Source organism: Nocardia sp. NPDC058633, assembly GCF_042717045.1.
Classification (GTDB): Bacteria; Actinomycetota; Actinomycetes; order Mycobacteriales; family Mycobacteriaceae; genus Nocardia.
Window position 1 is genome coordinate 1 of record NZ_JBHXRA010000021.1, and the last position, 22,885, is coordinate 22,885.

Annotated in this window: 19 protein-coding genes; 8 read left to right on the forward strand and 11 right to left on the reverse strand. The window is 66.5% G+C overall.

Annotated elements, in window-relative coordinates:
• Window positions 1-58: 58 nt before the first annotated feature.
• Together ACFWUR_RS24990 and ACFWUR_RS24995 are read right to left on the reverse strand one after the other, a co-directional pair.
• A complete protein-coding gene (locus tag ACFWUR_RS24990; protein WP_378910002.1) occupies window positions 59-793 on the reverse strand; it encodes a hypothetical protein in 735 nt (244 codons plus the stop codon).
• 160 nt (window positions 794-953) lie between these two features.
• Entirely contained in the window at window positions 954-1,880 is a 927-nt protein-coding gene (locus ACFWUR_RS24995) for an IclR family transcriptional regulator (RefSeq protein ID WP_378910003.1), read from the reverse strand.
• 89 nt (window positions 1,881-1,969) lie between these two features.
• Between ACFWUR_RS24995 and cysD the strand changes: the two genes are divergently transcribed.
• From cysD to ACFWUR_RS25020, 5 genes are read left to right on the forward strand one after another with little or no spacing between them, the layout of a single operon-like run.
• Window positions 1,970-2,875: a sulfate adenylyltransferase subunit CysD gene (gene cysD, locus ACFWUR_RS25000; RefSeq protein WP_378910004.1), complete on the forward strand. Its 906-nt coding sequence runs from the start codon at window positions 1,970-1,972 to the stop codon at window positions 2,873-2,875.
• The gene (cysC, locus tag ACFWUR_RS25005; RefSeq protein ID WP_378910005.1) at window positions 2,875-4,791 is read left to right on the forward strand and encodes an adenylyl-sulfate kinase; all 1,917 of its coding nucleotides are present in this window, start codon (window positions 2,875-2,877) and stop codon (window positions 4,789-4,791) included. Before cysD ends, cysC begins: the two co-directional genes overlap by 1 nt.
• A complete protein-coding gene (locus ACFWUR_RS25010) occupies window positions 4,788-6,005 on the forward strand; it encodes a hypothetical protein (RefSeq protein ID WP_378910007.1) in 1,218 nt (405 codons plus the stop codon). The genes cysC and ACFWUR_RS25010 overlap by 4 nt, the downstream gene beginning before the upstream one ends.
• Entirely contained in the window at window positions 6,002-6,787 is a 786-nt protein-coding gene (locus ACFWUR_RS25015; protein WP_378910008.1) for an SDR family oxidoreductase, read from the forward strand. Before ACFWUR_RS25010 ends, ACFWUR_RS25015 begins: the two co-directional genes overlap by 4 nt.
• A 13-nt stretch (window positions 6,788-6,800) precedes the next feature.
• Window positions 6,801-7,934: a sulfotransferase family protein gene (locus tag ACFWUR_RS25020; RefSeq protein ID WP_378910010.1), complete on the forward strand. Its 1,134-nt coding sequence runs from the start codon at window positions 6,801-6,803 to the stop codon at window positions 7,932-7,934.
• An 844-nt stretch (window positions 7,935-8,778) separates the two neighbouring features.
• Here ACFWUR_RS25020 and ACFWUR_RS25025 read toward each other — a convergent pair.
• Window positions 8,779-9,258 carry a MarR family winged helix-turn-helix transcriptional regulator gene (locus tag ACFWUR_RS25025; RefSeq protein WP_378910012.1) on the reverse strand — a complete coding sequence of 160 codons (480 nt, stop codon included), beginning with the start codon at window positions 9,256-9,258 and terminating at the stop codon, window positions 8,779-8,781.
• Window positions 9,259-9,364: 106 nt separating this feature from the next.
• Here ACFWUR_RS25025 and ACFWUR_RS25030 point away from each other — a divergent pair, with 106 nt between their 5' ends.
• Entirely contained in the window at window positions 9,365-10,495 is a 1,131-nt protein-coding gene (locus ACFWUR_RS25030; RefSeq protein ID WP_378910014.1) for a GDSL-type esterase/lipase family protein, read from the forward strand.
• Between the two features lie 142 nt (window positions 10,496-10,637).
• Here the strand turns inward: ACFWUR_RS25030 and ACFWUR_RS25035 are convergent, their stop codons facing one another.
• Both ACFWUR_RS25035 and ACFWUR_RS25040 read right to left on the reverse strand, forming a co-directional pair.
• On the reverse strand, window positions 10,638-11,384 hold the full coding sequence (locus ACFWUR_RS25035) for a 3-hydroxybutyrate dehydrogenase (RefSeq protein WP_378910015.1): 747 nt from the start codon (window positions 11,382-11,384) through the stop codon (window positions 10,638-10,640).
• The gene (locus tag ACFWUR_RS25040; RefSeq protein WP_378910017.1) at window positions 11,381-12,751 is read right to left on the reverse strand and encodes an MFS transporter; all 1,371 of its coding nucleotides are present in this window, start codon (window positions 12,749-12,751) and stop codon (window positions 11,381-11,383) included. The genes ACFWUR_RS25035 and ACFWUR_RS25040 overlap by 4 nt, the downstream gene beginning before the upstream one ends.
• 99 nt (window positions 12,752-12,850) lie before the next feature.
• Between ACFWUR_RS25040 and ACFWUR_RS25045 the strand changes: the two genes are divergently transcribed.
• A complete protein-coding gene (locus ACFWUR_RS25045; protein ID WP_378910018.1) occupies window positions 12,851-13,825 on the forward strand; it encodes a LysR family transcriptional regulator in 975 nt (324 codons plus the stop codon).
• A gap of 138 nt (window positions 13,826-13,963) precedes the next feature.
• On the opposite strand, the gene ACFWUR_RS25050 is transcribed toward ACFWUR_RS25045, so the two are convergent.
• Together ACFWUR_RS25050 and ACFWUR_RS25055 are read right to left on the reverse strand one after the other, a co-directional pair.
• The gene (locus ACFWUR_RS25050) at window positions 13,964-14,728 is read right to left on the reverse strand and encodes a MerR family transcriptional regulator (RefSeq protein WP_378910020.1); all 765 of its coding nucleotides are present in this window, start codon (window positions 14,726-14,728) and stop codon (window positions 13,964-13,966) included.
• Window positions 14,729-14,881: 153 nt separating this feature from the next.
• The gene (locus ACFWUR_RS25055) at window positions 14,882-16,210 is read right to left on the reverse strand and encodes a TerD family protein (protein ID WP_378910021.1); all 1,329 of its coding nucleotides are present in this window, start codon (window positions 16,208-16,210) and stop codon (window positions 14,882-14,884) included.
• A 184-nt stretch (window positions 16,211-16,394) separates the two neighbouring features.
• Here ACFWUR_RS25055 and ACFWUR_RS25060 point away from each other — a divergent pair, with 184 nt between their 5' ends.
• On the forward strand, window positions 16,395-17,255 hold the full coding sequence (locus tag ACFWUR_RS25060; protein ID WP_378910022.1) for a glucosyl-3-phosphoglycerate synthase: 861 nt from the start codon (window positions 16,395-16,397) through the stop codon (window positions 17,253-17,255).
• Window positions 17,256-17,295: 40 nt separating this feature from the next.
• Here the strand turns inward: ACFWUR_RS25060 and ACFWUR_RS25065 are convergent, their stop codons facing one another.
• From ACFWUR_RS25065 to ACFWUR_RS25080, 4 genes are all read right to left on the reverse strand, one after another.
• A complete protein-coding gene (locus ACFWUR_RS25065; protein WP_378910023.1) occupies window positions 17,296-19,131 on the reverse strand; it encodes an ATP-binding cassette domain-containing protein in 1,836 nt (611 codons plus the stop codon).
• 12 nt (window positions 19,132-19,143) lie between these two features.
• Window positions 19,144-20,313 carry a type III polyketide synthase gene (locus tag ACFWUR_RS25070; RefSeq protein ID WP_378910024.1) on the reverse strand — a complete coding sequence of 390 codons (1,170 nt, stop codon included), beginning with the start codon at window positions 20,311-20,313 and terminating at the stop codon, window positions 19,144-19,146.
• 45 nt (window positions 20,314-20,358) lie between these two features.
• The gene (locus tag ACFWUR_RS25075; protein ID WP_378910025.1) at window positions 20,359-21,825 is read right to left on the reverse strand and encodes a fatty acid desaturase; all 1,467 of its coding nucleotides are present in this window, start codon (window positions 21,823-21,825) and stop codon (window positions 20,359-20,361) included.
• Window positions 21,826-22,077: 252 nt separating this feature from the next.
• On the reverse strand, window positions 22,078-22,884 hold the full coding sequence (locus tag ACFWUR_RS25080) for an LppX_LprAFG lipoprotein (RefSeq protein WP_378910026.1): 807 nt from the start codon (window positions 22,882-22,884) through the stop codon (window positions 22,078-22,080).
• Window position 22,885 lies beyond the last annotated feature (1 nt).

A 22,885-nucleotide genomic window follows, 5' to 3' on the forward strand; every position in this document is an offset into this window, starting at 1 on the left:
AAGCTCGAGGGCCTGAGTCCGGTGCAGTACCGGGCTCAGGCCCTCGCGGTTTAGGCTCTTACTTGGCCAGTCCAACTATCGGGGACCAGTTCATTCCTGACAGTGGCCCCTTTTTCGTCGTCGTGGTCGTGGCCACCGATGCGGTGGGTTCGTCGGAGGAACGGGCAGCGATCGCGACGGCGACAGCGACCCCGACAACCAGCACCAGCACCACCGCTATCGCCGCGATGATCGCACCCGAGCCGCCGCGGCGACGTGGCGGAGTCGAAGAGGGTTGCGGTCCGGGCACATAGCCGTAGGGCTGCTGCCCGTACCCCGGCTGAGCGAACGGTGGCTGACCCGGCCCGAACTGCGACCCGTACGGCTGTTGGCCGATTCCGGGCTGGGAGGCATACTGCTGTCCGCTTCCGGGTGGCGGTGAATACGGGCCTTGCCCTGTTCCGGATTGTTGCCCGTACGCTTGCTGCCCGGTCCACGGCTGGCCGACCACAGTAGGCGGCGCGAACGGATGCTGCCCGCTACCGCGATGGTGCGACTGTGGATGCTGTCCGGTCCCGTACGACTGCGCACCGGCCCCCAGCTGCCCGAACACGGTGGGCGGCGCAACCGGATGTTGGCCGCTACCAGGCTGTTGCGTTCCCGGCTGCGGACCGTGTTCGGGTCGGGCGCTCGAGTGCTCGGCCGAATTGCTCGGCGAGCGCAGGATGGTGGGATCGGCGGGAGGTCGGGCGGGGTCAGGGGCGGGGCCTGACATTCCCGGCGCCTCCCACCACCGATCACTGTCGTTTGCCACGGCCCATCCTTCCTCGCCGTCTGCCCGGGCGACCGTCGAGCGGGTCACCTCCGGGCAGAGCCACTCTCAGCGTAATGGCGAATCGCCGTCACCGAGAACAGGAAATCATGGGATCGCGACCAGTTCGGGTGATCGGTCGCGCGCCTGCGGTGCCGCGCGGTCAGTCCCCCAGCCCGCCGGCGATTCGGTCGGCGGCTGCCATCGTCGCCGCGCCGAGCTCGCTCACCGCGGATGTCGACAACCGGCTGTCGGGGCAGCTCACGACAGCGGCCACGACAGCACCCGCGTGGTCGCGGATCGGCGCGGCGAGGGTGACCACGGCGTTCTCGGGGCCGAGTTCGTCGGGGAGGTAGTCGATGGTGATCAGTTCGGTGATCACCGACCCGAGCTGGGCTCGCAGGGCAGCCGTGATCGGTGAATCACGCAGACCTGCCAGCACTTCCAGCATCGGTGTCGAATCGTCGACGAGACGTTCGACGGAGTAGCCGCGGGTACGGATCTCGGCGAGGACGAGGGCGAGGCGATCGCGGTGCGCCGGATCGGCGGTGGCGAGCCAGGCCTCCTGCACGGGCGCGGCGGCCCAGGCCACGAATTCGCGGCAGACGGGGGGCGCGAGCGGGAGGCGGCGACCCGGGCGGATCCAGCCGGCCGACGGGTCCCCGACGACCTCGGTGACCACGATGCTCTCGCCAGCGCGCTCGGCCAGGAACACCGGCACCTGCATCTCCTCGGACAGGACCTGCAGGTGCGGTACAGCGGTGCGGCGCAGCGGAAACGCCGATTCGGCACGCCGGGCCACCGTCAGTAGTCGCAGTCCGATGCCATAGCAACCGTCCTCGTCGCGCGCCGTCCAGCCGTCGGCGGTGAGCTGGGTGAGCACGGCATGCGCGGTGGCGCGCGACAGCCCCGCTTCGCGCACGATGCGCGCCAACGACAGGTGTTCGGTGGCGTGGCGAGACAGCAGCTCGAGCACCTTCACCACGCGCTGGGTCGGCGGGGACGCGGCCCCGGGAATCTCGGGATCGCCCATCGAATCCGGGGTCACCTCTTGACCGACCCGCTCGGCCCGGCTTATCGTCGGTGTCACAATACCGAACAATAGCGTCGAATATTCGACATTGCAACTCTGCCGAGGAATTCTCCCTCGGGGAGATGCGCGAACGAAGAGGGTGAACAGTGCAGGCGGGGTACGAGTTATCGCATCTGGCGGCCTTGGAGGCTGAGTCGGTGCACATCTTCCGGGAGGTCGCGGCCACGCTCGCGCGACCGGCCCTGCTCTTCTCCGGCGGCAAGGACTCCGCCGTGTTGCTACACCTGGCGCGGCGCGCGTTCTGGCCCGCGCCGCTGCCCTTTCCGCTGCTGCACGTGGACACCGGCCACAATTTCGACGAGGTGATCGAATTCCGCGACCGCACCGCGGAGCGCACCGGCGCCCGCCTCGAGATCGCCCGCGTCCAGGACGACATCGACGCGGGTCGCGCGGTGGAACGTCCCGGCGGCACCCGCAACCCCTTGCAGACCACCACCTTGCTGCGCGCGATCGGTGAGCACCGCTTCGACGCGGCGTTCGGCGGCGCGCGCCGCGACGAGGAGAAGGCCCGCGCCAAGGAGCGAGTGTTCAGCTTCCGCAACAGTTTCGGCGAATGGGACCCGCGCGCACAGCGGCCCGAGGTGTGGAACCTCTACAACGGCCGCCATCAACCCGGCGAGCACATCCGGGTGTTCCCGCTGTCGAACTGGACCGAGCTCGACATCTGGGAATACATCGACCGCGAGGCCGTCGAGCTGCCGTCGCTGTACTACGCGCACCGGCGTCAGGTCATCGAACGTGACGCCATGCTGCTGTCGGCGACACGATTCATCACGCCGGCCCCCGGCGAGCGCACCTTCGAAGCCACCGTCCGTTTCCGCACGGTCGGCGACGCCACCTGCACGGGTTGCGTCGAGAGCACCGCCGATACCCCCGCGAAGGTGATCGCCGAGACCGCCGCCACCCGACTCACCGAGCGCGGCGCCACCCGTGCCGATGACCGGATCTCCGAGACCGGCATGGAAGACCGCAAGCGAGAGGGCTACTTCTGATGCGCCGCAACCTTTTACGACTGGCCACCGCGGGCAGCGTCGACGACGGCAAGTCCACCCTCATCGGCCGGCTGCTCTACGACTCCAAGTCGCTGTTCGACGATCAACTCGCCGCCATCGAACGCGTGAGCACCGAACGCGGCGGCACCGCGGCCGATCTCGCGTTGGTCACCGACGGGCTGCGCGCCGAACGCGAGCAGGGCATCACCATCGATGTCGCCTACCGCTACGTGACCACGCCACGCCGCAAGTTCGTCATCGCCGACACGCCCGGACACGTCCAGTACACCCGCAATATGGTGACCGGCGCGTCCACCGCCGACCTCGCGCTGATCCTGGTCGACGCACGCACCGGCGTTTCCGAGCAGACCCGCAGGCACGCGTTCCTCGCGACACTGCTCGGCGTGCCACACCTGGTGGTGTGCGTGAACAAGATGGACCTGGTCGACTGGTCGCAGGAGCGTTTCGAGGAGATCCGCACCGAATTCGCCGCGTTCGCCGCCAAGTTGACGGTCGGAGATCTGAGCTTCGTGCCCGTGTCCGCGCTGCTCGGCGACAATGTCGTCGACGGCTCCGAGCACATGGACTGGTATCCGGGACCGCCGTTGCTGCGCCACCTCGAGGACGTGCACATCGCCTCCGACCGCAACCTCATCGATGCCCGGTTGCCGATCCAGTACGTCATCCGGGCTCAGGAAGGACTCGACCACCGCAGCTATGCCGGCACCATCGCGGGCGGAATCTTCAAGCCCGGCGACGAAGTGGTGGTCCTGCCCTCGGGCAAGTCGACCCACGTCGGGCAGATCTGGGGACCGGGCGGTAGCAAGGTCGACGAGGCGTTCACCGGGATGGCCGTCTCGCTGACCCTGGACGACGACATCGATGTGGGCCGTGGCGACCTGCTCGCCCGGCCGGGTAACCGTCCACACATCGGCACCGATCTCGACGCGATGGTGTGTTGGTTCTCGGAGACCTCGCAGTTGCGCGAGGGCGCCCAGTATTTGGTACGCACCGCCGCTCAGACCTCGTCCGCCCAGGTCACAGCCATCGAATATCGGCTGGACGTGAACACCCTGCACCGCGTCGAGGACGTGGAGTCCTTGTCGCTCAACGACATCGCGCGCATTCGACTACGCAGCCGTCATCCGCTGCTGTCGGATCCGTATCGGGAGAACCGGCGGACCGGCAGCTTCATCCTGATCGATCCGGTCACCGATCAGACCGTCGCGGCCGGGATGGTGACGGGCCGAGAATCCGGGTTCGACCACGCTCAGCGCACACTGATCGCGTCATCGGTCGATTCCGCCACCGAGAGCGAAGAGAGTGTGCGCGTAGCCCAGTCTCTGGTCTGGCATCGCTCGGCGGTGAGTCGCGCCGAACGCGGGCATGCAGGCGCGACCGTCTGGTTGACCGGTCTGTCCGGGTCCGGAAAGTCCACCCTGGCCGTCGAACTGGAGCGCCAGCTCGTCGCGGGCGGGCGCCCCGCCTATCTGCTCGACGGCGACAATCTGCGCCACGGTCTCAACGCCGGTCTCGGCTTCTCCCCCACCGACCGGGACGAGAACGTGCGCCGGGTCGCCGAGGTGGCCGCACTGTTCGCCGATTCGGGCGCGGTGGCGATCGTGTCGGTGATCAGTCCGTTCGCCGCGCAACGGGCCGATGCCCGGACCACCCACGTCGACCGTGAACTGCCGTTCCACGAAGTCTTCGTCGACACCCCGCTCTCGGTGTGCGAACGCCGCGACCCCAAGGGCCTCTACGCGAAAGCCCGTGCGGGCGAACTGCCCGGTTTCACCGGTATCGGATCCCCGTACGAACGACCCGAGCACGCCGACCTGGTCATCACCCCCGATCTCGGCTCACCTGTCGAGATCGCCACCCATATCCTCCGAGAGCTAGGAATCGCAGACCGTTGACCCATTCCAGTACCGCCACCGAAGCCGGTAGCAGCGCGCCACCGGAGCCGCTGACCGCGCCGTTGCTCGCCGCCGTCGCCCAGGCCGAAACACTCATCGCCGGAGCCGAGTTCGTTCGCAGCGACCAGGACCTCGCCGAGGGTTACGACTATCTCGCCGCCGGCGTCGCCGCCTGCCTGCGCCTGTCCGGTGCACACGGCACCTCACATCCGTACTTCGTGTCCTCGACCGGCCCGTACGCCAAGATGGGCCTGGACAATCCGGACACCCTCTACTATCACGCCAACATCGAGCCGACCGCCGAGTACGTGGTGAGCGGGGTGCGCGGCAGCACCGTCGACCTGAGTTTCCAAGTGCTCAAAGGCGATTACACCGCGACCGATGTGCCCGGTGGCGCCGACGCGTTCGACGACCGGCGCATTCCGATCGCCGCCGACGGCAGCTTCTCGCTGCGCTTCGGGCCCGCGAAGCCCGATGCGGGCCCGGACTATTTCCCGCTTGGAGAAGGCGCGTCCATGTTGGCCGTGCGCGAGGTCTACAGCGACTGGTCCGAGCGCAAGGGCTCGATCCGGATCGAGCGGGTCGACACCATCGGCACCGCACCGGTCGAACCGGATCTGGCGCGAATCCGCAAACGGTACAGCGCGGCGGCGAAGATGCTGCTCACCCGCGTGCACACCTGGTTCAACTTCCCGAAGTGGTTCTATCTCGATCTGCCGGTGAACACCCTCACCGCGCCCCGCCTCACCCCCGGCGGGCTGAGCACGCAGTACTCCTCGGTCGGACATTTCGATCTGGCCGACGATGAGGCGCTCGTGATCACCGTCCCGAAGTCGGACGCGCCGTACCAGGGTTTCCAGCTGGGCAGTCTCTGGTATATCTCCCTCGACTACGTCAACCACCAGACCAGCCTCAATCACGCGCAGGCACAAGTCGATTCGGACGGTCTGATCCGGATGGTGGTGAGCAAGCAGGATCCCGGCATCGCGAACTGGATCGAGACCACGGGCCGCACCCGCGGAATTCTGCAGTTCCGATGGCAGCGCACCGATCGGCCGATCACCGAGGCCGACGGCCCGACGGTTGACGTCGTACCGATGGACGAAGTCACACAACACCTTCCCTATCTCGAACACAACCGGATCGACGCCGCCGGATGGCGCGACCGAATCTCGGCCCGGCAGCGGGCTTTCGCCGAAAGGATGCTGGGATGAGCGGGGCACTGTTGGACGGCAAGGTCGTCGTCGTTTCCGGGGTCGGACCGGGGCTGGGTCGGTCGATCTGCCTGGAAGCGGCCGCGGCAGGTGCGACGGTCGTGCTCGCGGCACGCACCGAATCGCGATTGCACGAGGTGGCTGCCGAAATCGAGGCTGTCTGCGGCGCCACGCTGAGCGTGCCCACCGACATCACCGACGAGGCCGCGGTGCAGAACCTCGTAGCGCGCACGGTCGACACCTTCGGCCGGGTCGACGCACTCGTGAACAACGCGTTCTCCGTGCCGTCGATGAAGCCGCTCGACCGCACCGACTTCGACCACATCCGGTCCAGTCTCGATATGACGGTGCTCGGCGGGCTGCGGATGACGCAGGGATTCGCGCCCGCCCTCGCCGAGGCCAAAGGTGCTGTGGTGATGATCAATTCGATGGTCGTGCGTCATTCCGAACCCAGGTACGGCAGTTACAAACTCACCAAGGCCGCACTACTGGCCATGTCACAAACCCTGGCCACCGAGCTCGGCGGCAAGGGCGTGCGGGTCAACAGCGTGCTACCCGGCTACATCTGGACCGACCAGCTGAAGTGGTACTTCGGTCAGGTCGCCGAGAAGTACGGCATCACCGTCGAGCAGGTCTACGAACAGACCGCGTCGAAATCCGATCTGAAGCGGCTGCCCGAGCCCGAAGAAATCGCCCGTGCCGTGGTGTTCCTCGCGTCCGACTGGTCCTCGGCGATCACCGGTCAGACCCTCGACGTCAACTGCGGCGAATACCACAACTAGGAGCTTGTAGAAGATGACTGTGCGCACCGATGTCGGCACCGTAGCCGACCTGCACGCCTCCGCCACCAAACTCACCGGTCTCACCGATTTCGGCAGCGATGATTACACCGAGGCGTTGCAGGTTCTGCTCGACTCGTATCGCGACGAAGCCGGGCTCACCGAGCTGGGCTCGAAGATGTCGCGCTTCTTCCTGCGCGGCACTCTGGTCGCCCGTGCGCTGAGTGAAGCCGCGTGGGCGGCCAATCCCGGCTATGTCGAAACACCGGTCACGAAGCCGATTTTCGTCACCGGCCTGCCCCGGACCGGTACCACCGCTCTGCACCGGCTGCTGGCCGCCGATCCGGCCAATCAGGGGCTGGAGATGTGGCTGACCGACTTCCCGCAGCCGCGGCCACCGCGCGACACGTGGGAGGACAATCCCGCCTACCAGCAGATCGACGCGGGTCTGCGCCGGCACCAGGTACAGAACCCCGAGTTCATGGGCCTGCACTACATGAGCGCCTCCGACGTGGAGGAATGCTGGCAGCTACTGCGCCAGTCGGGCATGTCGCATTCCTACGAATGCCTCGCCTACGTACCGGGATACGCGCGATGGTTGTCCGGTCAGGATTGGACACCCGCCTACGCGCGACACCGCCGCAACCTGCAGCTGATCGGCATGAACGACACCCGCCGCTGGGTCCTCAAGAACCCCAGCCACCTGTTCTGCCTTGACGCTCTGCTGGCGACCTACCCCGACGCCATCGTCATCCAAACCCACCGCGACCCCGCCACCATCATCCCGTCGGTCTGCAGCCTCAACGAGCACGCCACCCGAGGCTGGTCCACGGTCTTCACCGGCGAAACCATCGGCCGCACCCAACTCGATCTCTGGGCACGCGGCCTGTCGGAGTTCACCGCAGCCCGCACCCGCCATCCCGAAGCCACCTTCATCGACGTCGACTTCGACGACCTGCGCGCGGACCCCGTCGGCGTCGTCGACCGCATCTACACCCGAACCGGAACCGCCCTCACCCCCGAAGCCCGAGCAGCCATCACCGCCCTTGACCACGAAAGCCGCACCGGCGCCCGCAAACCCACCCACCACTACGCACTCTCCGACTACGGGCTGACCGAGGAGATGGTCGCCGACAGCTTCGGCAACTGATCTGGATCACCGCCTAGGTTCGACGGGCAAGGCGGCCCGGAGGGCGGTGAGCCTCTGTACGTCCTGTCGGTCGGCGAGGCCGGCATCGACTGCCTGCAGAGAAGGCAGACGGAGCGGGCGGCGATCCTTCGCCGCCCGCTTTCAGCTTGTGATTCGAGGCAGTGCGAACCTTCTGGTGAAACCGCGTTACTCGGGTGACGTCGTTCCAATTCGGTGGAACCATCGGAACAATGAACTCGTACAGGTGGGCGTTCAGCACTTGCCGCGGTATCGAAGGTGCGGTAGTAGACCGTGCGCGGGTGGGCGGGCAGCCCCCAGAACGAGTCGATACCCCACGTCTCGACCTGCTCGCGCGCGAAATAGTCGTCGCTGTCGAGGGGACGTACGAGTCGAGGGCTGATATCCAGCAACATCGGCTGGTACCTCCCCAACGGAAGCAACGCGGCGAACGACTCGATCACCGAATCGTCCAGCCCCGCAGCGCCGTGCGGGCTACCCCGCTCTCGGATCGCGCCACCGGCAGGCATCGTCATCAGGCCACGGCAGCCCGTGCTGCGCGCGGTTTGCGGTGCGGGACTTCACGATCCGGATCGAGGGCGGCCAATCCAAGGCGTCGGCGTCAACGAATGAATTCCAGGCGGGTCGGCACCGGACAACCGGTTTCCATTCACTCCCCAGAAGCCGACCCGCCTGCTTGTCACCGGCACTGAGCAGTGACTGACGGAACCTGTTCGGGATGTCGGCCTCGGAGGCCCTGCGCTCGGAGTTTCGATCGACCTCGAAACCACGCCTGCGCCATGTCAGCTGGAGCTACCTGGCACGTGGCACGGCGAGCAAGCCGACCTCAGGACTGGTCGGACAAGGCGGTAGCCGCCGGGTTCGTGGCATCACGGATCAAGCGCAGGCCGGTGATCAAGCCGTCGAGCTGAGTCGGGGTCAGCAGGCCGGTGAGCCATTGTTCGAGGGCGGCGAGGTAGTCGGGAAGAACCTGTTCGAGGCGGCGGACGCCCGCGTCGGTCAAGGCCGCGTAGGCGCTGCGGCGGTCGGTCGGGTCGAGTTGACGTTCGACCAGTCCCGCGGCGGCCAGACGGTCCACCAGGCGAGTGACGCCGCTGGTCGAGAGCTCGGTCTGGGTAGCCAGATCCGACATCCGCAGGCGGCGAACCGGAGATCGGCTCAGTCTCAGTAGGGCATTGAGGTCAAGGCCGGAGAGGCCGTGCGCTTTCCAGGTCGGCTCCAACTTGGCGATCAAGCCGCTGTGCGCCTCGAAGAGCAAGCCGGAGACGGTGAAGCGCGGGTCGTCGAACAGCTCGTGCACGGACATGAGGCCAGCGTAGCCGATGCTTGCTGCGCGGATAGTTGACACGCGGAATAACCACGAGTACACCTATGCATACGCATTATTCCGCACAGCAAGTATCGGAGAGATCATGCAGCACACCACGTGGGTCGCCGGCTTCCGAACCGGGGTCATCGACCCGAACGAGCAGATCAAGCTCGCCGAGCCACGGGAGTTCGGTGACGAAACCGTGCGCCACGTCCTGCGCATGGCAGGTGGCGGCGACGCGGTGCGCGTGCGGTTGACCAACCGCTACGGTGGCACACCCTTGCGGATCGGGGCCGCACGCATCGCGCGACGCAAGATCGGTTCGGCGATCGGCACCGACCGCGAGATCACCTTCGACGGCTCGGCGCAGGCAACCATCGACGCGGGCGCCGAGTTGGTGAGCGACCCCGTCGAATTGCCGGTCGCCGCAGGTGAAGACCTACTGCTCAGCCTGTACATCCCGACGTCGACCGGTCTCGCCACCTTCTCCCACCAGCCCGGCGAGATCGCCTACATCGTCGCCGGCGACCACACCTCGGATGTGGAACTCACTGATGCGCAGGAGGTTCCGCGACGCTTCTTCGTCACCGGAATCGACGTGCTGGTCACCGAGGAGACGCCGGTCGCCGTCGCATTCGGCGACTCCTGGTTCGAGGGATTCGGCACCACGCTCAGTGCCAACCGCCGCTCGGTCGACGCTCTCAACGCCCGCCTCACCCACGGGTGGGTGGTCAACAACGGCATCTCGGGCAACCGCCTCACAGCCGAGCAGATCGGCGAATCCGGCATGCGCCGTTTCGATTCCGACGCGTTGCGGGTGCCCGGTGTCACCGACATCCTGGTCAATTTCGGGATCAACGACCTCATCCTGGGCGCGATGGGCGCACAGCCCTGCGCCACCACCGAAGAATTGATCGCCGGTTTCCTCGACCTCGCCGACCGCGCCCACGCCGCCGGACTGCGCATCCACGCCGCCACCATCGGCCCCTACGCCGGGTGCGTGTACCCCGGAATGCCCCTGCTGGAAACACAGCCGACCCGCCACGCCGTCAACGCATGGCTGCGCAGCACCGACGTTTTCGACTCGACCTTCGACGTGGACAGGGCCGTAGCCGACCCCCACCGCCCTGATTACATCCGCCCCGAGTTCGACAGCGGCGACGGCATGCACCTCAACGACGCGGGCGCCGCCGCCATGGCAGCCACCGTCGACCTCACCGCCCTTTTCCGCTGACCCACTGTCGAGACCACCACGCTCGCACCGTCACTTCGGTGCGAGCGTGGTGATCGACTGCCGACCGGGAACCCGTGCGGTATCGGGCCAGTAGTGCGGGTTCGGCGAGCGCGCCGGGGTCGACAACGGCCACGCACTGCGGTTATCGGGCGCTCCACCCTCCGTCCATGACATAGGAGGAGCCGGTGACCATGCCCGCATCGCCGGAGACGAGCCAACCAACCAGTGCCGCAACCTCTTCCGGCTCGATCAATCGCTTGATCGCGCTCTCGGTGAGCAGCACTTTCTCGAGCACCTCCCGCTCCGCGATCCCGTGCGCGGCCGCCTGCTCGGCGACCTGCTTGTCCACCAGGGGTGTTCGCACATATCCGGGACTGACACAGTTGCTGGTGACCCCGTGCGGACCACCTTCGAGCGCGGTTACCTTCGACAGTCCCTCGAGCCCGTGCTTGGCCGTGACGTAGGCGACCTTGAACTGCGAGGCACGAATCCCGTGCACCGAGGAGATGTTGACGATCCGGCCGAAACGCTGGGCGTACATGTGCGGGAGGGCGGCGCGGATCAACAGGAACGGTGCTTCGACCATCAGCGTCTGCATCGCGCGGAAACGATCCGGTGCGAATTCCTCGATCGGACTCACGCTCTGCACGCCCGCGTTGTTGACGAGGATGTCGATCTCGAGCCGCGAGTCGGCCAGCGCTTCGACCTCGAGCAGATCGACAGTCCAGCAGTGCCCGCCGATCTCGTGCGCGACGGCTTTCGCACCCGCTGCGTCGATGTCGGCGACCGTGACCTCGGCGCCCCGCGCGGCCAATTCCCGCGCGCACGCGGCACCGATTCCGCTCGCACCGCCGGTGACCAGCGCCTTCCGTCCCGTGAGGTCGGTCATGCGGCAACACGTTTCGTAGCGGTGGCGTCGGCGAGGTCGACAGATTCCAGATCGATGCCGCGGGTCTCCTTCGCGCACACCACCGCGATCACCGTGACGGTCGCCGCGATCGCCAGGTACCAGGCGATCGGCACCGAGGATCCGAACTCGTCGAGGAGCTTGACCGCGATGATCGGCGCCAGCGAGCCCGCCACGATCGAGGTGACCTGATAGCCCAGCGACACCCCCGAATAGCGCATCCGGGTCGGGAACATCTCGGCCATGATCGCCGGCTGACCGGCGTACATGAGCCCGTGGAACACCAGCCCGATGATGATGGCGGACAGGATGATCACGCTGTTGCCGCTGTCCATCATCGGGAAGGCGAAAAAGCCCCAGGTAGCCGCGGCGACGGCACCGGCCAGGTACACCGGGCGGCGGCCGACGCGGTCACCGAGCCTGCCCGCCACCGGGATGACCACGATGTGCACGGCGTGGGCGATGAGCAGCCACCACAGGATGGTCTTGGTGTCGGCGTGCACGTGGACCTTGAGATAGGTGATCGAGAACGTGACGACCAGGTAGTACATGATGTTCTCGCCGAACCGCAGGCCCATCGCGGTGAACACACCGCGCGGGTAGGTGCGCAGCACCTCGAACGGGCTGAACGAGGCGGCCTTGGCCTGATCCATCGACTGCTGTGCGGCGAGGAAGATCGGGGCGTCGGTCACCTTGGTTCGCACGTAGTAGCCGACGAGAACCACCACCGCCGACAGCCAGAAGGCCACGCGCCAGCCCCAACTCAGGAACGCCGCATCCGACAGGGTCGAGGTCAGCACCAGCAGCACGACCGTGGCGAGCAGATTGCCCGCGGGCACACCCGCCTGCGGCCAACTCGACCAGAATCCGCGACTACGACTCGGACTGTGTTCGGCGACCAGCAGTACCGCCCCACCCCATTCGCCGCCGATCGCGAAGCCCTGGACGAACCGCAGGATCACCAGCATCGCGGGCGCCCAGTAACCGATCTGGGCGAAGGTCGGCAGGCAGCCCATCAGGAAGGTCGCGGCTCCGACCAGTACCAGACTCACCTGCAACAACTGCTTGCGACCGTAGCGGTCGCCGAAGTAGCCGAAGACGATGCCGCCGAGTGGGCGGGCCACGAAACCGACGGCATAGGTGACGAAAGCGGCCAGGATCGCGTCGAGGTCGCTGGTGTCCTCGGAGAAGAACACCTTGCTGAACACCAGGGTCGCCGCGGTGCCGTAGAGGAAGAATTCGTACCACTCGACAACGGTGCCCGCCATCGAGGCGGCGACCACCCGCCGCAGTCCGGTGGGAGCTTCATCCGGGTCGTCGGTCGGCCGTGTCGCGTTCCGCACGCTCATCGCACTACTCCTTCGATGTTCCGAGTCACATCCCGAGCCCACTGTGATGCGGCCCACAAGATGTGAGGAGAGTATTCGTGCAGATCGTTCTCGGTGACAATGGCCAGTTTCGCAACAGCAATCTGCGAAACTGCACACGTGAGCCGTTCTTCTTCGACTTCGGGGCGCAAGCCGAGTGCTGATGATTTGCTGGTGCTGCTCGCGGTCGGCCGATCAGGGCGCTATATCAGCGCCGCCGAGGAACTGGGCATCAACCACACGACGATTTCGCGACGCATCGCGGCGCTCGAACACGCCATGGGCGGGCGGGTGCTGACCCGGGTCAGCGGCGGCTGGGAGCTCACCGACCTGGGCCGCGAGGCGCTCACGGCCGCCGAAGCAGTCGAGGCAGCCGTCCGATCGCTCGGTTCGAACGCGGGCGAACGCATACTCGAGGGCGTGGTGCGCATTTCGGCGACCGACGGTTTCAGTGCCTACCTGGCCGCGCCGACCGCCGCGCGCGTGCAGCGCAGCCATCCCGGCATCGCCGTGGACCTCATCGCCGCGACCCGACGAGCATCCACCCAGCGAACCGGGCTCGACCTCGAGGTAGTGGTCGGCAAACCGCAGGTCCATCGCGCCGAAGCGATCGAACTCGGCGACTACTGCCTACGCCTCTACGCCTCCCGCGACTACCTCGCCGAACACGGCATCCCGGCCACTGTCGCCGAACTCGCCCGCTACCCGCTGGTCTACTTCATCGAGTCCATCCTCCAGGTCGACGACCTCGACCTGGCTCTCGCCTTCGCCCCCACCATGTCCCGGTCCGTCTCCTCGACCAACGTCTTCGTCCATGTGGAAGCCACCCGGGCCGCCGCGGGCATCGGCCTACTCCCCTGCTTCATGGCCGACCGTCACCCCGACCTCGTCCGAGTACTGCCCGACGAGGTCCGCGTCCAGCTCACCTACTGGCTCGTCACCCGCTCCGAAACTCTGCGCCGCCCCGAAGTCGCCGCGGTCGTGGAGGCACTGCGCGCCACCGTCCGCGAACGCAGCGAGGATCTACTCGGCGACCGCGCGCTGCCGGCCGGCTGACGGACCGCCGACCGCGGTACGGCGGGTATCGCTGTGCCGGGCACGGTAGGCCGGTCCCGCTGTACGGAGCGTGGTGCGCGGAAATTGTTTCCGCGCACCACGCCTGCGCGCTGCCGCGCCCTGCTCTCGCCGAATCCGCTATCCGCGTGCGGCGTTCGCGGCGGTGATGAACTCGATCTGCGCGGGTGACGGTCCGCAGAACTTGCTCTCGATGCGCTCGGCCTCCTCGGCCTGCATCCGGTACATGCTGTCGCGCAGGCCCGCGTCGCCACCATGGAACCCTTCCAAGAGCTCCATCCATCGCGCCGCCATCTGCTGCGCCTCGAGCGAGGCCGGGTCCATTCCCGCCGCGATCGCCGCGTCGACCCGGGGAATCAGCTCGGCCCAATCCGCTTCGACCTGCTGAATGTGCTGCTCTCCGAGCTCCTCCCGGCGCTGGGCGAGCTGCGTCAGCTGATCTTCGCTGAAGTATTCCTTGATGGTGTCGTCGACCATGACGGTCCTCCTGATCAGTTCCAGGAAGTGATCGGTGGATGTATCCGACCGGCTCTCCGCCGTGGCGGCCAGCGCCGCGACCAAGGCATGAAGATCCTGGGTCGCGGCCAGGTGCGCGGCCAGATAGTCACGATGAGCAGCGAGTACCTGCGGCATCGCGACAGCGCCCTCGAGCAGTTCGGCGATCTGGTCCAAGCCCAGTCCCAGCTGACGCAAGGCCAGCACCTGGTACAGCCGCTCGACATCGCCCACGGTGTAGAGCCGGTGACCGGTCCCGGTGCGCCCTGCGGGGTGCACCAACCCGATGCGGTCGTAATGATGCAGCGTCCGCACCGTCAGTCCGGCCTCGGCCGCGAGCTCGCCGACCTTCCACACGCGCTCGGATTCGCGCTGTTGCATCCGTTTCATCCCACTTCCACCAGCGCACTGTGCGCCGGTGTCATCGACGGTAGGACCTGACCTTACGTCAGGTGCAAGCCCGAATACGACCGCCGTCTCCCGGCATCGACGCACTGTTCGAACCGGTGCCGCAGTCGCGGTGCTGCCCGGTAGTTTTCCCGCTCAGCGCGGGGCGGGGCACTGGCCTTCGTAGCGGCTCAAGCCCAGGCCGTTGGCCTTCTTACTGCGGCCGACCGGGCCGTTCTTGGCGGAGCGGACCCAGGAGCCGTCGGTGTCGAGGACGGGCATGCGTTCGCTGAAGGCTCGGCTGTACTGGATGGTGCCGTCGACGGTGAGGATGCCGTCGCGGACGTCGATGTGGGCGACGGTGGCCCAGAAAGAGCTTTTGCCGTTGCCGATGACGACGGTGATCTGGTCGGCGTCCTTGTCGGGCAGGCCGTCGGGGCCGGGGCGGCCGTAACGAACGCGCACGCGAGGGTTGCCGAATTTGTCGATGGCGCCTGCGCCGTTGTCGACGGATTGGTAGACGTTGAGCAGCAGGTCGCCGTTTTCGGTGGGGCGGACGGTGACCTGTTCGGTGGCGGGGAGGTTGTTGGCGCCGGGGCCGCGGGTGTCACCCTGGTGGTGGACGAACGGCCACTTCGTGATGTCGCCCTGGTGGCCCTGCTCGCCGCTGAGGACTACATAGTCGCCGGTGATCTCGTTGCGGCAGAAGAAGTACACGTCCAGGTCGCCCACACCGAATTCGGTGACGCGGCCGTTCGCATCGTATTTCGCGCCCCGGCCGTCCCATTCGAGGCCGACGGTCAGGACATAGCCTGGATCGCCCTTGCGAAGGTCGATGGTGGCGCGACGGTCCGGAGAATCCTTGGTCAGGACGACATCGACTTTGCGCAGATCTATCGAGGAGGCAGGGGGCGTAACGCTCTGGGGTGCAGGCACTTCGGTCACCCGCGCAGGCGTGTCGGCCGGTTCGTCTTCCGCGTCGACGTCGATGCCGTGATCGGTGGCGAACGCCGCCAGCCCGGCGCTGTACCCCTGGCCGATCGCGTCGAGTCGCCACCCGCTCCCCCGGCGATACAGCGCGACAGCCTGCAGCACCGTCTCGGAGTCCAGACCCGGTGGCACGAAACTCACCGATTGGCTCGTGCCGACCGCCGAGACCCGCAGCCCGGTGACCGCACCGAACCGGATCCCCTGCGCCTCGGTGCTACCGGTGATCACCACTCGGTGGATCTCGGCGGGCAATGCCGAAAGATCGACCGCCACAACAGCATCGGACTCCAAGCGGACACCGGGAGCAGCCGGGTTGTTGAAGAACACGAAGTCGGCGTCGGAGCGCACCTTGCCGTCGGCGGTCAGCAGCACCGCGGCGATGTCCACCGCCCCGGCCGGGCTGTCGAGATCCAGTCGCACCGTGTACTGCCCGTCGACCAGATCGGTTTTGGAACCTTTGGACACCTCGACCATCGTCGTCGCGCTCCCACTCATGATCGTGCCCCTCCGCCGGTCGAATGAACCCCACGGTACCCGCACGGCCTGGTGGCGTTGCGCGCTCGGTGAACGACCCCGGGCATGTAGCTATGACCAAGCACCGTCGAAAATCCGTTGGAGTCGGTCACAGGATCGGCGCGCACGGGTAGCGGCGACAGCGACTGTGTCGTTGACTGGCCGGATGGATGTCGGAGAACTGATCGATCGCAAGGCGGGTCGTCGGGTCTCGGTGGTGGTACCCGCGCTCGATGACGAGGACACCGTCGCCGGGGTCGTTGCCTCTGTTCGCCCGCTGCTCGGTGGGTTGGTCGACGAGTTGATCGTGATCGACGCCGGGTCCGTCGACCGCACCATCGCCCGAGCACGGGACGCCGGGGCCGCGGTCCACACCGGTCAGGAGGCATTGCCCGCCGTGGCGACACGGCCGGGCAAAGGTGAGCTGCTGTGGCGGTCGATGGCGGTGTGTACCGGCGATCTGATCGTCTTCTTGGACGCGGACCTCGTCGAACCCGATCCGATGTTCGTGCCGACCCTGCTCGCACCGTTGCTCGCCGACCCCGGTATCGCGTTGGTGAAGGGCTTCTATCGCAGGCCGATAGCCGATGAGGGTGGCCGGGTGACGCAGTTGGTGGCGCGCCCGCTGCTCACCGCGCTCGCGCCCGCGCTGGCCGAGATCATCCAACCGCTCGGCGGCGAATGTGCCACCACCCGGGCGTTTCTCGGGCAGATCTCCATCGCCGGCGGTTACGGCGCGGAGATCGGGATCCTGCTGGATTGTTGGCAGCGGCGTGGTTTGTCGGCCATCGCCCAGGTCGACCTCGGGATCCGGGTCCATCGCAACCGGCCAACGCACGAACTCGCGGTGATCGCCCGCCAAGTGGTGGCGACACTGCTCGACCGACTCGGCATCCGCGATTCCGGGATCGGCCTGGTTCAGTTCCTGCCCGAGGAAACCGGTTGGCGGCGAACACCGTCGGAGGTCAGCCTCGCCGACCGGCCACCGATGTCGGGCTACCTCGCCGAGTACCGCGACATCGCCTGATACACGAAAACGCCGGCCCGAGCGGACCGGCGTTCACGCCCTACGCGGCGACGAGACCGAAGTCGAGCTTCACCAATTGGTCGGCGCAGTCGAAGTACCGGTCGTCGTGGGTGATCACGATGACGGTCTTGCCGCGGCGCTTCAGGTCGGTGAGGATCTCGCGATAGAACACCTCGCGGAAGCGCGGTTCCTGGTCGGCGGCCCATTCGTCGAAGACGTAGATCTGCCGGTCTTCCAGCAGGGCGGTGAGCAGGGCCAGGCGCTTGCGCTGCCCCTGCGACAGATCGACGGTCGACAACCGCCCGTTCTGCACGGTCACCTTGTGCGCGATCTGCAACTCGTCCAGATACCGCTGGACATCGGCGTCGATACCGGGACGGTCGAAGCCGAGGTAGTCCTCGAACAGATGGAAATCGGTGAACACCGCCGACGAATTCTGCCGGTACCACTCGATGTTGTCGTGGTCGATCCTCTCCCCGTTGAGCGACAACGACCCCGTGCGTGGCACATACAGACCGGTGATGAGCTTGGCCAGCGTCGACTTCCCACTGCCGTTGCCTCCGACGATGAAGGTGATCTGGCCCGGCTCGAAGACCAGGTCGATCGGGCCGAGCCGAAAACCGGTGTCGGAGGACTCGTCGAGCTCGGGCGGCGGTGCCAGCGGGCGTACATCGGTACCACCGTGGTCGACCCAACTCTTGCCGTTGACATCCACCTGCGCACCACCCGGATGCGCACCGGGGTGGGCGGGATGCGGATGCGGTGGTCTGCCGTTGCCCTCACGCGGTGGCATCCCGGGACGCGGCGGATGCCCGCCCGGACCGTGCGATCCCGGTGGCGGCGGCACCGCGGACGGCGCCTCGGAGCGATACACGTAGCTGACGTTGGCCAGTTCCAGCTTGGCCTCCCCCGCCCCCGGACGCTCGGTGAACGGCAGCGACTCCTCGTCGTGCAGCGTCGTCATCGACAGGTTCATCGCCCGGATCTTGTCGAGTGCGACGTCACCGCGCAGCAGATCGGGGATGCGGTGCATGAAGTTCTGCATCGGCATCGCCAGGAACGTGGTGACCAGCACGTAGCCGACCATCGTCTCGCGCGGCAGATCCAGTGCGGCCGCGATACCGAACAGGATCAGCGCCATCGTGCCCAGCTGCAACGCCTGGCCGAAGCCCTGTGCGTAGGAGAACTTCGAGCCCGCGTCGGTGTTCTGATCGCGCAGTGTCCCCGCCGAACCGAGCAGGTGCCGGTCCATGAAGTCGCGGCGACGGCCACGGTGCAGCTTCAGTTCCTTGATGCCGAGGGTGACGGCCTGGAACGATCGCAGCAGCGCGTCCTCGTTCTCGCGGGCTTCCCGGTAGATTCCGCGGACCCGCTTGAGAACCATTTCCACACACGCGATGCCGACCAGCGTGCCCGCCACCGTGACCGCGAAGATCGGACCCGAGACCACCGCGAGGAACACGAAGCAGCCGACGATGGTCGCCACGTCCACGCAGATCGAGGGAATGGCGGTGACGGCCTGCGACAGCGAGCGCACGTCTTCGGTGAGCGTCGCCATCAGCCGATGCATGCCGAGTCGTTCGAGGTGTTCCAGTGGGGCGGAGACGATTCCGGAGCTCAGATCACTGCGCAGCCGATAGATCGCGTCCTGGGACAGCTGGATCAGCAGAACCTGCGACAGCACACCACTGACGAGGATCACCAGACCCGTCGCCGCGAACTGGACCAGCAGGTTGTCCGGCTGCGGCCGCGGCGAGACGACCGCGTTGATCAGCGTCACCAAGTAGGTGTTGGCGGCGCCGCAGATCAGGCCCGCGGCGACGACCGCCGCGATCCGGGCCGGCGACAGCGCGGCGAGAAAACGGAGCAGATGCATGACTTTGCGCTCTCAGCTGCGGATGACATCGAACACGATGCCCTCGAGGGTGACACCGGGTGCGAACGAGAACGCCACACCGGTCGAGATCGGTGCCGCCGTCTGCGTGTCGCGGATCATCCGCTCCAACACGAAGATCAGCGAAACACTGAGCATGTTGCCGTGCTCGGCGAGCACCTCCCAGCTCGGCGCCGCCACCTCGGCGGGGATGCCGAGCGAATGCGCCGACTCCTCGATGATGCGGGGTCCACCGGGGTGGATCGCCCACAACTCGATGTCGGACTTGCCGAGCCCGTTGCGCGCCAGCACTTCCGAGACCACCGGATCGACACCGCGATAGATGTAGTCGGGCAGGTCGGTCGCCAGCTCGCAGGTGATGGCCGTGTCCTTCACGCCGAGCACGATGCCGTCCTCGGCGTCGTCGAACAGGTGGCTGAAGCTGTCGCGGATCACGACGCTGCCGGCAGCGAGCGGCTTGTGCACCTGGTTGGCGCCGATCACCACCGCACCGCAACCGTCACCGAACAGGCTGTGGGTGATCACGTCGTTGACGTCGTCGTCGAACACGGCGTTGACCGAGCTCAATTCGATGCACAGCACCATCGCCTTCTTGTCCGGATGCGCCCGGACATAGTCGACGGCGGCGCGGATACCGTTCATGGCCGCGGCGCAACCCATGAAGTTGATGACCATCCGGCCGACCGTCGGCGACAGACCCAGTTGCTTGACCACCGCGACGTCGACGCCGGGGGCGATGAAGCCGGTGCTGGTGACGAAGATCAGCTGGCCGATGTCGTCGGCCGGGTTCTCCAGGCCGGCGACCGCGCGTCGGGCCACGTCGACCGCCAGCGGCACCGCGTGCTCGAGGAACAGGTTCATCCGCTCCCGGATGGTGCCCGGTGTGCGGCTGAACGCGAGGAACTCGGGGTCGAGCGGGTCGATGGCCAGGTGCCGGGTGTCGATCCGGGTCTTGGCGTAGATCCGCGGGATACGTTGGCGCTGAACGGGGTCCGAGAACAGTTCGGCGACCCGCCCCGCGTTCTCGGCCTGATCGACGAGCAGCGAGGGTGACCCGGTGGCGACGGCTTCGATCACGCCGACGGTCGTCGGCGGCGTGGGAGGTAGCAGGTCGTGCCCGCGCTCGACATCGGGCGTGCGGAGCAGGTCAAGGGAAACAGACACGGGCACAAATCCTTTCGAGACAGAACAGATGTGGCAACGGCCGGGTCAGACGGTTCCGATGCCGGAGAAGCCCTGCGCGGTATAGGTGACGCAGGTCTTCAACGCCGAGGGTGCGCAGTGTTCGCGCACGAATCCCCACCGGTTCTCCTCGGCCGCACGGGAGGGCGCGAGCAGATAGGTTCGGCACAGCTTGGGGAAACGGTCTCCGAAGAAGCTCTTGGCGGGCAGCCACTCCACACCGAACTTCGCGGCCTCCTCACGCACCACGTTCTCCGAGGCGATGTTGGCGAAACCACTGCGCTGGAACGGGAGTACGTGATGGGCACGGTGTGAACTCAGGCCCGCCGAGAGGAAGCAGTCGACGTACTTGTTGCCGACCACGGTCAGGTCGTAGGCCTGCTCGAGCTGGTTCACCGCCCAGTCCTCGGTTTCGACGTGCAGATCCTCGGTCGGGATCTCGAAGTCGTGGCTGGCCACCACCATGAAGGTACTGATCCACAGCGTGATCACGAACTGCAAGCCCCAGGCGAACAGGTCGCCCGCGACAGCGAAGGCGACGAACTCGGCCACCAGCAGCAACCGCATCCCGAACGAGCCGATGAAGTGCGGCAGCGCGCCACGCCAGCTGCCGTACATGTCCTTGATGCCCACCTTGCGGGTGAGCCGGCAGACATCGAGGAGCCGGATGATCATGCCCGTCAACAGATGCCCGAACTTGTGCACCGTGTGCACCGGCACCCGATACAGGCGCGGGATCTGCATCATCATCGTGAAGACGTTCTTCTTGATGTCGACTTCACTCTGGGTGTGCGGGTGGTGCAGCAGTGCGTGGCCATCGGCGGTGACGAAGGACAATGCGACATAGTTCATGTCGAACGCGTTGACCGCGTACTTGTTCCAGCCCTTCTGCGCGCGGTGGATCGCGTAGTGGCCGAAGCCTGCCAGCGAGCTGCGCAGCAGCACCATCGCGATCACGAAGGCGGGCAACGGCATCCAGCTCGTGTCGTAGAGGCGCAGCGCCTGCACGGCGACATAGGCGAAGATCAGCACGCCGACAACGATGTTGAACGCGCGGTCCATCCGCTTCAGTCGCGCCGCCAGCTCCGGCTCCTTCAGCCGGGCCTTCACCTGGTGCAGCAGATCGGACTTGTCGTCGAACTTGTACTTGGGCGTGTCGTCCCAGCTGTTGAAGCCATCCTTGAACAGGAAATCGGGGGCGTTGTTCTTCGGGTGGATGTCCTCGGGAATGGCATCGCGACCGAGACTGTAACGCTCGATCATCCGCGCGATTTTTTCCGGATCACGGTGGTAGGAACCGATGATCGACGTGATGTCACGATTTTTCGTGCGGCCGATGAAGAATTCACCGCCCGGGTGCTTGGAGATCCAGTCACTCAGGTCGTAGGCTCTGCCGTTATAAACCCATACGTTGTTGACGGGAGGCCGACCCCCCGGGCCGGGCGGTGGCGGGAGCTCGCGCTCGGCTTCATCAGGTCGATCATCGATCGTCATTAGTTCTTCCTCCGTGTCCGATCGGCGTCCGATGCGTGTTGCCTGCCGACCAGCGTCCCGACACGTATAGTCCTTGTGGCGCCTTGCATCTCGCTGAACATTCTCTTATTGGATGCGCACTCGTGCGTGCGTGATTCGCTTACCGCCGACGACACCCAGACGACACACCGGCCCGGGGCTGCGGAGGGCACTACGTGCCAGGCTCCGCTGACCCCGGACCGGTGTGGGTTGATCCGGTATTACCGGTAGATGTCAGCCGGCGGGCTTGATGATGTTGACCGGCTTGGCCCAGTTCGACAGGCCGACGGTGACCTCGCCCTGGTCCTTCTTCACCACGGCGCGAACAAGATTCGGGCCGTCGCCGGTGGAGGGCGCGTCCGAGGGCTTGGTGGAATCCGATGCGGGCGGGGCGGTGTCCTGGATCCACACGGTGATCGGCATGGTGCCCGCGTTCTGCCCGATGCGCGGCACGATCGGATCGATCACGGCGGCGTCGATGGTGCCCGAGACCTTGACGGTGTTGATGCCGTCGATCACCTCGCGGCCCTCGGTCTTCGCGTTCTGGATATTGGCGATCACATTCGCGATGCCCTTGTCCTTGTCCAGGATGACGCCCGGATCGTAGACCTTCTCGGCCGGGCCCGCAGGCACGTAACGGCCACCGGCCTGGGTGTAGAGGACCTTGTCCACCACGAGGAATTTCGCCTCGGTGAATTCGGCTTCCGGAGTGAGCTTGACCTTCGCCTCACCCATCGCGGCGCCGGAGCCCTGGGTCTCGTTGGTCACGTCGGCGGAGACCGTCTCGACCGGCAGGTCGGGCAGGTTCTTGACGTTGATCTTCAGGTGCACGTTGTGCAGGGTCTGCGTGGTCTTCGCCGACTCCTTCACGAGCTGTGCGCCTTCGGGCAGCTGGCCGGTGGGCGCCGGGCCCGCCGTGGTGGCCGAATCGTCTTTTGTGCAGCCGGTGACGAGGGCCGCGCAGACCGCCGCCACCGCGACGACCGAAGTGATGCCGGAACGTCGCGAGAAGCGGCGACGCGAGGTGGGGTTCGGTGTCATG